The organism is Streptomyces sp. NPDC001222 (assembly GCF_042896945.1).
Lineage (GTDB): Bacteria > Actinomycetota > Actinomycetes > Streptomycetales > Streptomycetaceae > Streptomyces > Streptomyces gibsoniae.
In genome coordinates this window covers 277,180-289,887 of the sequence record NZ_JBIAXT010000006.1, presented here as the reverse complement: position 1 = coordinate 289,887, position 12,708 = coordinate 277,180, and the positions used below count along the sequence as shown (strand labels likewise).

At 72.3% G+C, this 12,708-nt stretch carries 11 protein-coding genes and 1 pseudogene; 5 read left to right on the top strand and 7 right to left on the bottom strand.

Annotated features, from left to right (window positions below; genetic code table 11):
• Positions 1 to 26: 26 nt before the first annotated feature.
• Entirely contained in the window at positions 27 to 521 is a 495-nt protein-coding gene (locus ACFY2Z_RS12005) for an FBP domain-containing protein (protein WP_390744044.1), read from the bottom strand.
• Positions 522 to 643: 122 nt separating this feature from the next.
• On the opposite strand from ACFY2Z_RS12005, the pseudogene ACFY2Z_RS12000 reads away from it, so the two are divergent.
• A pseudogene (locus ACFY2Z_RS12000) lies at positions 644 to 1,575 on the top strand (DUF3626 domain-containing protein).
• On the opposite strand, the gene ACFY2Z_RS11995 reads toward ACFY2Z_RS12000, so the two are convergent.
• Together ACFY2Z_RS11995 and ACFY2Z_RS11990 are read right to left on the bottom strand one after the other, a co-directional pair.
• Entirely contained in the window at positions 1,521 to 2,156 is a 636-nt protein-coding gene (locus ACFY2Z_RS11995) for a PAS domain-containing protein (protein WP_390744043.1), read from the bottom strand. The pseudogene ACFY2Z_RS12000 and the gene ACFY2Z_RS11995 overlap by 55 nt on opposite strands.
• Before the next feature lie 77 nt (positions 2,157 to 2,233).
• Positions 2,234 to 2,512, bottom strand: a complete 279-nt coding sequence (locus tag ACFY2Z_RS11990) for a hypothetical protein (RefSeq protein WP_390744042.1) — start codon at positions 2,510 to 2,512, stop codon at positions 2,234 to 2,236.
• A 272-nt stretch (positions 2,513 to 2,784) separates the two neighbouring features.
• Between ACFY2Z_RS11990 and ACFY2Z_RS11985 the strand changes: the two genes are divergently transcribed.
• From ACFY2Z_RS11985 to ACFY2Z_RS11975, 3 genes are all read left to right on the top strand, one after another.
• Positions 2,785 to 5,952, top strand: coding sequence for a cytochrome P450 (locus ACFY2Z_RS11985; RefSeq protein WP_390744041.1), 3,168 nt, complete (start codon positions 2,785 to 2,787; stop codon positions 5,950 to 5,952).
• A 189-nt stretch (positions 5,953 to 6,141) separates the two neighbouring features.
• The gene (locus ACFY2Z_RS11980; RefSeq protein ID WP_390744040.1) at positions 6,142 to 7,431 is read left to right on the top strand and encodes an ROK family protein; all 1,290 of its coding nucleotides are present in this window, start codon (positions 6,142 to 6,144) and stop codon (positions 7,429 to 7,431) included.
• Between the two features lie 130 nt (positions 7,432 to 7,561).
• On the top strand, positions 7,562 to 7,786 hold the full coding sequence (locus ACFY2Z_RS11975; protein WP_390744039.1) for a hypothetical protein: 225 nt from the start codon (positions 7,562 to 7,564) through the stop codon (positions 7,784 to 7,786).
• Between the two features lie 69 nt (positions 7,787 to 7,855).
• On the opposite strand, the gene ACFY2Z_RS11970 is transcribed toward ACFY2Z_RS11975, so the two are convergent.
• The 3 genes from ACFY2Z_RS11970 to ACFY2Z_RS11960 all read right to left on the bottom strand — a co-directional run bounded on the left by ACFY2Z_RS11970 (position 7,856) and on the right by ACFY2Z_RS11960 (position 10,931).
• Entirely contained in the window at positions 7,856 to 8,824 is a 969-nt protein-coding gene (locus ACFY2Z_RS11970; protein WP_390744038.1) for an SDR family NAD(P)-dependent oxidoreductase, read from the bottom strand.
• A gap of 364 nt (positions 8,825 to 9,188) precedes the next feature.
• Positions 9,189 to 9,851 (bottom strand): HAD family hydrolase, encoded by a 663-nt coding sequence (locus tag ACFY2Z_RS11965; RefSeq protein WP_390744037.1) that lies wholly within the window; start codon positions 9,849 to 9,851, stop codon positions 9,189 to 9,191.
• 51 nt (positions 9,852 to 9,902) lie between these two features.
• A complete protein-coding gene (locus ACFY2Z_RS11960) occupies positions 9,903 to 10,931 on the bottom strand; it encodes a PHP domain-containing protein (RefSeq protein WP_390744036.1) in 1,029 nt (342 codons plus the stop codon).
• Between the two features lie 111 nt (positions 10,932 to 11,042).
• Between ACFY2Z_RS11960 and ACFY2Z_RS11955 the strand changes: the two genes are divergently transcribed.
• Positions 11,043 to 11,291: a hypothetical protein gene (locus ACFY2Z_RS11955; RefSeq protein ID WP_390744035.1), complete on the top strand. Its 249-nt coding sequence runs from the start codon at positions 11,043 to 11,045 to the stop codon at positions 11,289 to 11,291.
• Positions 11,292 to 11,409: 118 nt separating this feature from the next.
• Here ACFY2Z_RS11955 and ACFY2Z_RS11950 read toward each other — a convergent pair whose 3' ends face one another.
• Positions 11,410 to 12,648, bottom strand: a complete 1,239-nt coding sequence (locus ACFY2Z_RS11950; RefSeq protein ID WP_390744034.1) for a ricin-type beta-trefoil lectin domain protein — start codon at positions 12,646 to 12,648, stop codon at positions 11,410 to 11,412.
• Between the last annotated feature and the right edge of the window lie 60 nt (positions 12,649 to 12,708).

Genomic DNA, 12,708 nt, shown 5'->3' with positions numbered 1-12,708 from the left:
CCGGCGGGTGGCTGTCGCCGCCCCGGTCAGGCGTGCAGCTTGTCCAGGAAGGCCGACAGGTTGTCCGTCATCCGGGCGAGCTGCTGTTCCGTGGTGAGCGTCTCCTCGAAGCGACCGCCGGCCTCGGGCACCTTCTTCCCGCGTATGTACAGGGGGCAGGCGAGGTCGGTGCACATGTAGATCCCGACCGAGTTCCCCTCGCGCCCCGCCGCGCCCGCCTTACGGGCGGTCATCAGGGAGACGCCGTTGCCGGGGTGCGTGGTCAGGCAGAGCGAGCACATGCTCCGGTGCAGGAAGCCGCGCTGCGAGGACGGGAAGCGCAGCGCGATGCCGACGAGCCGGCCGGCCCGCTCGGTGACGAGGTAGCTGCGGTCCGGTGCCCCGGGGTCCCGCCAGCCCAGGAAGTCCAGGTCGTCCCAGGGGCGTTCGTCCAGGTCACGGGGGATCGCCAGCCGCTTCGCCTCTCCCTTCGAGCAGTTGACGAACGAGCTGCGGATGTCCTGGTCGGTGAGCGATCTCATGGGGGAGTCCTTCTGCGGAACGGTGCTGAATCCGGAAAACATGAGCCCTGCTCCAGGCCGGACCTGGAACCTAGGATCCGTAGTTTCTTGCCTAAACTAACAAGGTGCATCGGGGGGAACCAATGAATTTCCGAAGCGACCCGAACGCGACCACTGCGGCCGAGCGCGCCCCGCGTCATGTGGCCGCCCGCTCCGCTGGGGCCCGTGGTGGGCCGCGGGCTGCGGCTGGCAGTCAACTTCCATCCCGACCGGCTCGCCGGCGACGGCCGGTCCTCGAGGCCCCGGCCGCGGACGGCGCCTACCGCTCGCAGTTCGTCACCGGCACAAGCAACGGCGGGCTCACCGCACAGCCCGGCGGCGATCGCCGGCGCTGGAAGAGCCGGATCTTCGGCGGGGCGTACGACACCGCGCCCGCGACTGGTGTACGGGGCGCTGAACCTCCGGCATCAGGTGGTGGGCGCGGCGCCACGCTTCGGCTCCTCCCACTTCCGGCTGACCCGCCGACACGCTGGAGTGGGCCACGTTCTGCTACCCGGACAGTGCGGCCGAGCGGTCCACTTCCGGGGTGGCCAGGGGATGGATCTGATCGAGCGCGCCGAGGCGGACGACCGGGACGCCCTCGACGACTACATCGAAGCGCATGTGCACGGTCCTGTCGTGCCGGTACCGCACGCGCAGGCCCTGAAGTCCTGGACGCGAGCTACCGCGCCACCCCCGTCGAGGCCGCCGGCTCCCCTGCCCGCTGGAACGGCACCCCGGGTACCGGCTCTCCGTCGCCGAGTTGCGCCGCCATCCGGACTTCCGCGGTCCGCAGTACGTCGAGTCGGGTGCGCACATCGCCGTGGGGGGACACCTCGACCCGAGGATCACCGGTGACGCCGTGCGCACGGGCCGGTACGACCCGCAGGACCTGAAGAAGGTGTGGCACTGCCTGGCGCGCTTCGGTGCGCCGGTCGCGCGGGCGCTGCCCGGAGTGATCCGTACGGAGGCGCCCGTGCCTCAGCGGCCCGCCGCCGGTGGCCACGCGCCCGGAACGAGAACACCCAGTGCGTAGGCGCGCGCCACCAGCTCCGTACGGTTCGCCGCGCCCCAGCGCTCGGACAGGCGGCGCAGGTGGTAGGCGACGCCGTCGGTGGTGAGACCGGTCTCCCGCGCCGCCTGGGCCGTGGTCGCGCCCCCGGCGAGCAGGGCGAGGATCCGGGCCTCGGCGGGGCTCGCCTGCGGAGCCGGGGAGCACTCCCGCGTCGCGGGCCGCTCGCCCAGTACGCGCACCACGACCAGCAGCGCGGTCGTCGCCTCGGCCGAGTCGCTCACCGGGTCCGCGGTCAGCTCGCCGTGGCGCGGCACGCCGTCGGCCGCGTCCCAGCACACGGACACCGGATAGCGCGAACGGTGCCGGAGCCGCAGCGCATGGGCGATGCGCTCGATCTGGGTCGGTTCCTGTGGCCGGAACAGGTCCAGTACGTTCCGGCCCCGCAGGCTCCCCGGCGTGCCGCCCCACTCGGCCGCCATCGCCGGATTGGCCAGTACGACGGCCCCGTACACATCGCACACCGCGACCGGTATCGGGATCCGGTCGAAGAGCGTCAGAGCCCGATTCCGCCACACGACGTCGGGCGCCTGCCCCGACTCCATCCGCACCCCTTCCAGCCGCCTGGGCAACGATAGACGCCCAGGTCAGGGGTTGAGGACGGGCCCGCACGGCGAAGCCGTCAGGCGTTCTCCTCCGGAACGCCCGCCTGCGTTCGTGCCTCGGCCTCGACGTCGCTGCGCGTCCTGCCGTGCTCCTTCGCGTACTCGGCGATCTCGACCTGAAGATCGCGGTCGAGGTCCCGCCACGCCCGCAACGCGGTCTCGTACAAGTCGGACTGCCGCTTGGTCCACGTCGTCGCGGTGGGCGGCCCGTACAGCTCCCGCAGCCCGGCCGCCTTCGTCTCCGCCTCGCTCGCCGCCCGCTGCATCTCCACGATCTCTTCAAAAGTCTTCGCCACGGCCGGATATTAGGCGGGCTCCTGGAGGCCGCCTTCCAAGACCCGCTCGACAGGCACGGAGATCGACCGGTCGGCCCTGGGGCACGCCGTCGTCACGCGCTCGGCCCGCCCCTTGCGCACCCGGGCCGACTTCGCAAGGGGCGGCACCCGGATCGCCACTGCAGATTCCTGTAGTGCGGAGCCACGGGCCGCACTGGGCCGGCCCGCAGGCTGGGGGCAGTACTCCCTCACTGGGAGCTGTACTCCCTTATGGCGAGAGGAAGTTGTCGCCCATGCCCCCCACCGTGTCCCCGCAGCCCCTTCACACTTCGCACGGCGTCCCCGTGGTCGATGTGTCCGGCGAGGCCCCGCGTCGCGATCCCGTCCAGCAGATCATGGAGCTGATGCGCCGACACGGACCGGTGCTCGTCCGCCGGCTGCACGGACGGGACGCACTGTTCGTGAGCGATCCCGACCTGGTCACCGAGCTCGCCGACGAGACGCGGTTCGCGAAGGCCGTCGGGCCGGCGCTGGAGAACGTCCGTGAGTTCGCCGCCGACGGCCTGTTCACGGCGTACAACGACGAACCCAACTGGGCCAAGGCCCACGACATCCTGATGCCCGCCTTCGCGCTGGGCTCGATGCGCACCTACCACCCCGTGATGGTGCGCGTCGCGCGCCGACTGATCGACTCCTGGGACCGGGCGAGCCGGGAGCACCGTCCGGTGGACGTCGCCGACGACATGACGCGCATGACCCTCGACACGATCGGGCTCGCCGGGTTCGACTACGACTTCGGCTCCTTCGAACGGGACGAGCCGCACCCCTTCGTCGCGTCGATGGTCCGCTGCCTGGAGTGGAGCATGACCCGGCTGAGCCGGAAGCCGGGCGAGGACACCACGGCGGCGGACGAGGCCTTCCGTGCGGACGCCGCCTACCTGGCCGAGGTCGTCGACGACGTCATCTCCGCGCGCACGGCGGACCCGGGGCAGACCGACGCGGAGGATCTGCTGGGCCTGATGCTCACCGCCCGGCACCCCGCCGACGGTACGACCCTCGACACCGCCAACATCCGCAACCAGGTCATCACCTTCCTGATCGCCGGGCACGAGACCACGTCCGGCGCGATGTCCTTCGCCCTGCACCACCTCGTCAAGGACCCCGCCGTGCTCCAACTGGTGCAGCGGGAGACCGATGCCCTGTGGGGCGGCACCGCCGACCCCGAGCCCACGTTCGACGAGGTGGGCAGGCTCACCTACACCCGGCAGGTGCTCAACGAGGCACTGCGTCTGTGGCCGACCGCCGCGGCGTTCAGCCGGGAGGCCCGCGAGGACACCCTGCTCGGCGGACGCATCCCGGTGCGCGCCGGACAGGCCGTCACCGTCGTCGCGCCGATGCTGCACCGGCAGCCGCTGTGGGGCGACAACCCCGAGCTGTTCGACCCCTCCCGCTTCACGCCCGAGGCGGAGGCGGCCCGCTCACCGCACGCCTTCAAGCCCTTCGGCACCGGTGAACGCGCATGCATCGGACGGCAGTTCGCCCTGCATGAGGCGACCATGCTGCTCGCCCTGCTGGTGCACCGCTACCGCCTGAACGACCACGCCGACTACCGGCTCACGATCAAGGAGACGCTCACCCTCAAGCCCGAGGGCTTCACCCTCACCCTGACCCCGCGCACGGCAGCCGACCGGGAGCACGCGCCCCTGCCGGGCGCCGTCCCCGCCGCCCTGGAGTCCCCGGCCGACGCCGCCGCCCTGCCCGCCCGGGTGCGCCCCGGAACCCACGCCCTCTTCCTGCACGGCAGCAACTACGGAACCTGCCGTGCCTTCGCCGCGCAACTCGCCGACGAGGCGGCCGCGCTGGGCTGTGAGACCGAGGTCGCGCCCCTCGACGCCTATGCGGCCGGACTGCCCACCGACCGCCCCGTCGTGATCACCGCCGCCTCCTACAACGGCCGGCCCACGGACGACGCCACCGCCTTCGCCGCCTGGCTGTCCGCGGACTCCTCGAGCGCGGCGGACGTCACCTACGCGGTTCTCGGCGTGGGCGACCGCACCTGGGCCGCCACCTACCAGCAGGTCCCGGTCCGGATCGACGAACGACTGGTGGAGCTCGGCGGCACCCGCCTGCTGGAGCGCGAGGCGGCCGACGCCTCCGGAGACCTCGGCGGCGCCGTGCGCGCCTTCACCGCGCGGCTGCGCACCGCCCTCCTGGAGCGGTTCGGCGACCCGGACGCCACCACCGCGGCCGAGGAGCCCGCCCGGGCCTACGAGGTCCGGACCCTCACCGGCGGGCCCCTGGACGCGCTCGCCGAGCGGCACGAACTCGTCCCGATGGCCGTCACCGCCGCGCACGACCTGACCGCTCCCGGCCACCCCCGGCTGAAGCGGTTCGTGCGCCTTGCGCTGCCCGAGGGCACGACCTACCGGACCGGCGACCATGTGGCGGTCCTCCCCGTCAACGACAAGGCCCTCGTCGAGCGGGCGGCCGACGCGCTCGGCGTGGACCTGGACACCGTGCTGGACATCCGCGCGGCCCGCCCACGCCGGGACGGCCTTGCCGTCGACCGGCCCCTGACGATACGTCAATTTCTTTCGCACCACGTCGAGTTGCAGGAGCGGCCCACACCGGCCCAACTGACCGCGCTGGCCGAGGCCAACCCGTGCCCGCCCGAACGCGCGCGTCTGGCCGCCCTCGCCGACGACCCGCGTACCCTCCTGGAGGTGATCGAGGCCCACCCCGCGCTGCGCGGCGCCCTGGACTGGCCGACGCTGCTCGACGTCCTCACGCCGCTGCGTCCCCGGCACTACTCGGTGTCCTCGTCGTCCGCCGCCGACCCCGGTCATATCGACCTCATGGTCTCGCTGTTCCAGGCCCCGGCCCGGTCCGGCAACGGTACGTACCGGGGCGTGGGCTCGGGCCATCTCGCCACCGTCCAGCGCGGTGACACCGTCCTGGCGCGGATCCAGCCCTGCCGCGAGGCCTTCCGCGTGGACCACTCGGCCCCGACGATCATGATCGCCGCGGGCACCGGCCTCGCCCCGTTCCGCGGCGCCGTCGCGGACCGCGTCCGGGCGCTGGCCGAGGGCGCCCATCTCGCGCCCGGCGTCTGCTACTTCGGCTGCGACGCGCCGGACGCGGACTTCCTGCACGCCGACGAACTGCGCGCGGCCGAGGCCGCCGGCGCGGTCTCGCTGCGTCCCGCCTTCAGCGCGGCGCCCGTCGACGGCATCTCCTTCGTCCAGCACCGCATCGCGGCCGAGGCCGACGAGGTGTGGCGGCTGCTCGACGCCGGAGCCCGGGTCTATGTGTGCGGCGACGGGTCCCGTATGGCGCCCGGCGTCCGCGCGGCGTTCCGGGCGCTGCACGCCGAGCGCGCGCCGGGCGAGGACTCGGAGCGATGGCTCAACGAGCTGATCGCATCCGGCCGTTACGTGGAGGACGTGTACACGGCCGGCTGATCAGCGAACCGAACGTGTCGCCGGGGCCCGCATCGCGTGACGAGCCCCGGTGACACGGCATTTCGGACGGCGAAATCGGCCCATGATTGTCACATCTTAAATTAGGTCATGATTTAAGATCGTGTTAAGGGGCGCCCGGAGGGCGGCGCGACGGTATCGTGCAGGCCGGGCAGGGCCGGAAGGAGTCACATGGCGGGGCGGAACGGGCGCACGGTACGTGACCTGCGCCGGGGCAATCGCGCCGAGGTGCTGCGGCGGTTGTACTTCGACGGCCCGATGAGCCGGTTCGAACTGGGCCCGGTGACCGGCCTCAGTTCCGGCTCCATCAGCAACGTGGTCGCCGAACTGGTCGCGGACGGACTGGTGGAGGAGGCCGGCAGCGTCGACTCCGACGGCGGCCGCCCGCGCACGCTGCTGCGTGTCGCGCCCGCCAGCGGGCACATGATCGGCGTCGATGTCGGCGAAACCAGGGTCCGCGTCGAGCTGTTCGACCTGGCCCTCACCGAACTCGCCCGGACTGACAGGCCGTTGGAGCATCAGCGGTACGACGTCGAGGTCGTCGTCGGGCACATCCGCGACGGCATCGCGGAGGTCCTGGCCGCCGCAGACATCGCCCCCGAACGGCTCCTCGGCGTCGGCATCGGCGTACCCGGCATCGTGGCCCGTACCCCCGAGCAGGGCGCAGTCGTGCACGGCCAGACCATCGGCTGGGACGCCGTACCGGTGGAGTCCCTGCTCCGTTCCACCTGCCGACTCCCGGAATCCGTGCCGTACTTCATCGACAACGGGGCCAGGACCCTCGGCCAGGCCGAGATGTGGTTCGGCGCCGGGCGCGGCGCCCACAGCGCGGTCGTGGTCCTCTTCGGCTCCGGCGTGGGGGCCTGCCTGGTCACCGAGGAGGGCGGCAGCGGGCAGGCCGTGGAATGGGGTCATCTGACGGTACGGGTGAGGGGGCGGCGGTGCCGCTGCGGGGCTCTCGGCTGCCTGGAGGCGTACGCGGGTGCGGAGGCTCTCATCGACCGCTGGCGCGAGCAGGGCGGCAGGCCGCCCGAGCACACCGACGAGGAGACGGCGCTGACCTCCCTGCTGGCCGCCGCCTACCCGCCCGAGGGCACCGAGGCGGACCCGGTGGCGCTCGCCGTCCTGGAGGAGACCGCCGAGTACCTGGGCGCGGGCCTGTCCGACCTGATCAACCTCTTCCAGCCCGAGCGGATCCTCATCGGCGGCTGGGCGGGGTTGCAGCTCGGTTCCCGCTTTCTGTCCTCGGTGCGCCGGCACGCCATGGCCTACGCCCTGCGGTATCCGGCCGAGCGGGTCTCCCTCGACATGGGCAGGCTCGGTCCCGACGCGGTGACGGTCGGGGCGGCGATCCTGCCGCTCGCGGACTTCTTCGCCCGCGGCGGACGGCGTGCGGAGCCGGCGGACGAGGGACGATGGCCGACCTGGCGGACGGCGCTGGAGGAACGAACGCCCCGCTGACCGCCGTCTCCCGGGGCGTCGGCCGCCGTTTTGCCGATGCCTGCCGGGGTACCCGGGCCTGGCCCGGAAGGGGCCCGCTTCCCGCTCGCGGGCCCCGTCAGCCAGGCGAGCGAGGAACGGAGTGAGCGCCGTGACCGAACAACGGCCTCAGGGTCCCGGCGAGCGCGCCCGTCGGATCCCGCGGGACATGCCGGACCAGCAGGCCAGCACGGTGGAGGACCCGTGGGACATCCGCGCCGGCAGGCACGGCCGCGCCCACCCGCCGGACACCGCCGAGTCCGCGAAGGACGCACCCGACACCGACGAGGACAGGGCCCCCACCGACCACCCCGTCCCGGAAGAGCCTTCCGACTGACCCGCCCCACGCGGGCAGCACCGGAAACGGACGGGACCGGCCGCAGTGCGGCCGGCCCCGTCCGTCGTCTCACGCGCGGGACGCGAACGCGTCGACGCCGGTCAGTTCCGCCGACAAGGCCCACAGGCGCGCGGCCTGCTCCGGGTCCGTCGCCCAGGCCTTGACTCCACCGCGACCGCCGTCCGCCGGCGCGGGCTCCGCGATGTCACAGTCCTCGCAGTACACCCCGCCCATCCCGGCGAGCCGGGGTGAGGTCGCGGCCCACACCTGGGTGGCCGCTCCCTGCTCGGGGGTCTTGAAGGCGTCGGGGTCCACCAGGGCGCCGGTCTCGTCGATCCAGCCGCGCTCGACCATCTCCTCGCGGCTGAGGTGACGCTGCAGCGGGGTGAGGATGCCGCCGGGGTGCAGGGAGAAGGCGCGCACGCCACGGTCCCTGCCGAGCCGGTCCAGGTGCACCGCGAACAGGACGTTCGCGGTCTTGGCCTGGCCGTACGCCTCCCACTTGTCGTAGCCCTGCTCCCAGTGCGGGTCGTCCCAGCGGATCGGGGAGCGGTGGTGACCGGCGGACGACACGGACACGACCCGGGCCCCGCCCGGCTCGATGGCCGGCCACAGGTGGTTGACGAGCGCGTAGTGCCCCAGGTGGTTGGTGGCGAACTGGGCCTCCCAGCCGGGGCCCACCCGGGTCTCGGGGCAGGCCATGACGGCGGCGTTGTTGATCACGAGATCGAGGGTGCGACCGGAGGCGAGGAAGCGTTCGGCGAAAGCGCGCACGCCGGCGAGGTCACCGAGGTCCAGTTCGTCCACCTCCACGCGCTCGAATCCGGACAGCGCGGCCTCGGCGGCGGCACGGCGCCGCGCCGGGACGACGACCCGGGCACCCGCCTCGGTCAGGGCTCGCGTGGTCTCCAGGCCGAGCCCGGAGTAGCCGCCGGTCACGAGCGCGAGCTTGCCGGAGAGGTCGATTCCGTCCAGGACGTCCTTCGTGGTGCTCCTGGCGCCGAAGCCCGACCCGATTCTGTGCTGTGCAGTGCTCATACGTCGCACGCTACGAATTGGAGCGCGCTCGAAGTCAAACCGGAACCGGCCCCGGCCCTCTCGTCCGGCCCAGGGCGAACGCCCCTGTCCCGTCCCGGGCAGAAAAGAGCCCCGACCGGACGGGGGGATCGCGGTCGGGGCCGACTGTGGTGGGGGCGCACGGCGGTCGCCTCTCGGCGAAAGGCTCCACAGGGCTTCAGCCGAACGATCGTCCCTGTGAGCTGGAGTTGAGGCCCGGGGACACTGTCCCGTCCGCTCCCACGGCTGGTTCAACGGGAAACTACCGGTCGGTGTTCCGGAAAACTGGCGACCCATACGTGATCTACGTCACCTTGCGCACTCGTCGGTGGTACGTGCCTCGGAGCTACGCGTCCGGCGCCAGCGGACTGTCGCCCAGTCTGGCCAGCAGATGTGCCGGATCCCGGAAGACGGAACGGGCACCCGCCTCCCGTAGATCCGCCTCCGGAATGCCGCCCGACAGCAGACCGACGCAGGTCACCCCGGCCCGGGTGCCCGCCCGCATGTCCCAGACGGTGTCGCCCACGAACACCGCCGACTCCGGCGGCACCCCGGCGAGCTCAAGGGCGTGCTCGACGGGCTCGGGTGCCGGCTTCCCGGCCCGCACGTCGTCGGAGCTCGCCGTCGCCGCGATGGCGTCGTCCGCCCCGATCGCCCGGCGCAGCGCCGACAGCTCCCGGCCGCTCGCCGACGTGGCCAGGACGACGTTCCAGCCGTCGTGGTCGAGGCGCCGCAACAGCCGCCCGGCGTCCTTCAGCGGCGGCAGACGGTCGAAGTACGTCCCGTACAGGGCCGTGTGCGCGGCGACCAGCAGGTCGACCTCGTCCCGGTCCCGGCCGCCCAGAAGATGGGCGATCAGGTCCTCCGACCCGAGGCCCACCGACCGGTGGATCGCATGCATCGACACCTGGTGGCCCGCCTGCCGAAACGCCTCCCACCACGTCGTGACATGGAGATGATTGGTGTCGACAAGGGTCCCGTCCACGTCGAACACGGCCGCCCGTCCCATGATGGATCTTCCTCCCTCGCGTACGGGCTCGGGTACCACGGGACATGCCCGTCACACGCGCGAGGGCACCGTCCGCTCCCGGGCCCAGGCCAGCAGCTCGTCGGCGGTCCAGGTGGTGATCACACGCTCGGCGGGCACCCCGCACTCCTCGGCCCGGGCACAGCCGTGGATCTGCCAGTCGAGCTGACCGGGCGCGTGCGCGTCGGTGTCGATCGAGAACAGCACGCCCGCGTCCACGGCCTGCCGCAGCAGCCGGCGAGGCGGGTCGAGCCGCTCGGGCCGGCTGTTGATCTCCACGGCCGTACCGGACTCGGCGCACGCGGCGAACACCGCGTCCGCGTCGAACTCCGACTCGGGCCGTCCGCGGCCGGTGACCAGCCGTCCCGTGCAGTGGCCCAGCACGTCGGCCCGCGGATTGCGGACGGCGGCGATCATCCGGCGCGTCATCGAGCGGGCGTCCATCCGCAGCTTCGAGTGCACCGAGACCACCACGACGTCCAGCCGGTCCAGCAGCTCCGGCTCCTGGTCCAGCGCGCCGTCGTCGAGTATGTCGCACTCGATACCGGTGAGCAGCCGGAACGGTGCCCACTGCGCATTGAGCGCGGCGACCACCTCCAACTGCTCGCGCAGCCGCTCGGCGGACAGCCCACGGGCCACGGTGAGCCGGGGGGAGTGGTCGGTGAGCACCGCCCACTCATGACCGAGCCGCGCGGCCGCCCTGCCCATGTCCTCGATCGGGCTGCCGCCGTCCGACCAGTCGGAGTGCAGATGGCAGTCGCCGCGCAGCAGCGCCCGCAGCCGCTCGCCGCCCTGGGCCAGCGGTGTCTCGCTCTCCCGCTCCAGCTGCTCCAGATAGCCGGGGGCCCGCCCGGCCAGTGCCTCCCGCACCACCTGGGCGGTCTTCGGGCCGATCCCGCGGAGTGCCTCCAGCGTCCCGGCCGCCGCCCGCTCGGCGACCTCGTCCTCGCCCAGCGCGGACAGCACGGAGGCCGCGGTGCGAAACGCCCGTACGCGATAGGTCGGCGCACCGGCGCGCTCCAGCAGGAACGCGATCCGGTCCAGCGCTGCGACGGGACCCATCGGCACCTCCTCACCCCCCAGCCTTGCCCACGGGCACCCGGCTCGCACGGCGGACGCACCGCGGACACCGTCCGGAGCGCTCCGACTCCCGGGGCGCTCTACGCTCTATGCATGACCGAAATCGCGAGCCCCCACATCTCCCATCCGCGGATCATGGTGCTCGGAGTCCAGCCGGGCAATCCGCCGTTCCGAATCGTGGAGATCGACGGCCAGGTGGTCGCCGAGGCGAGGTCGCTCACCGACGTGCTGGCGGTCGCCGCGGAGGCCGGCATCCCGATCCATGACGTCGACGATCCCGACGTGGTCCGATGGGTGGGCGGCGACAAGCTGACCTGGACGCCGCACCACTACCGCCACTGAGTACCACCGGCAGGCCCGGTCCCGTGCCGCGACGCACCCGTACGGCGGGCCTCGGCGGTCCCATCGAAACCCGCCGTCGGGTACGTCCACGGCTCCCGTCGTACGAACCGACGACGGATCAGCCGACCGTCCACTTCTGGTTGGCGCCCCCGGAGCAGGACCAGATCTGCAGCCGGGTGCCGTTCGCGGAGTTGTTGTCGGTCACGTCCAGGCACTTGTTCGCCTGGGGATTGACGATGTCGTGGGCCGCGGTGACCGTCCACTTCTGGTTGGGGCCGCCGGTGCAGTCCCACAGCTGGACCTTGGAGCCGTCCGCCGTCCCGTTGCCGACCACGTCCAGGCACTTGCCGAGCGCCCGCAGGGTGCCGTCCGATCCCACCGTCCACTTCTGGGCGGCCGTGCCGTTGCAGTCGTAGAGCTGGACCGGGGTGCCGTTGGCCGGGTTCGCGCCCGCCACGTCCGCGCACTTGCCCGCGAGCCCGGTGATCGGGACACCGGTGCCGCCGGAGGTGTCGCTCGTCGTCACCTTCACCGAGTCCACGACGAGTTGCTGGGGGAACGTGGTGGAGCCGTCCGGGTCACCCGGCCAGTAGCCGCCGACGGCGAGGTTGAGAATGAGGAAGAAGGGCTTGTTGAACACCCAGGTCTTGCCGCCCAGATCGGCCGGGGTGCGCCGCTCGTAGACCGTGCCGTCCACGGACCAGGTGATCGAGTCGGGTGCCCAGTCCACGGCGAAGGTGTGGAACGCGTCCGCGAACGCCTGGCCGTTCGGCAGGGAGTAGCCGGCGCCTATACCGGCGGAGCCCGAGTAGCCGGGCCCGTGGATGGTCCCGTGGACGGTCCCCGGCTCGAAGCCGACGTTCTCCATCACGTCGATCTCACCGCTGTTGGGCCAGCCGACCTGCCCGATGTCGTTGCCCAGCATCCAGAACGCCGGCCACATGCCCTGTCCGCGCGGAATCTTCATCCGGGCCTCGACATGGCCGTACTGCGCCGCGAACTTGCCCGAGGTGTTGAGCCGGGCCGACGTGTACTGGCAGGTGCCGTACCAGCACTGGTAGTTCGCCGGGTTCTCGCGGCGGGCCGTGATCACCAGATGTCCCTGGCCGTCCAGCGCCGCGTTCTTGTTGCCCGACGTGTAGTACTCCCGCTCGTGGTTGTTGACGTTGTCGCCGGTCTCGATCTGCCACTTGGACGAGTCGACGGCGGCACCGGCCGGGCCGTCGAAGTCGTCGGAGAAGACAGTCGCGTCCGCCGCCTGTGGGGCCGCGTGGGCCGCCGGTGTGAAGGCGGACGCGGCGAGTACGGCGGAGAGCGCGGCGAGGAGACATCTGCGCAGCAGGCGTGGGGAGTCCATGACGCTGCCTTTCCGTACGGCCGCCCGGACACGGGTGGCCGACTGGGGTGGGGGTGGCCG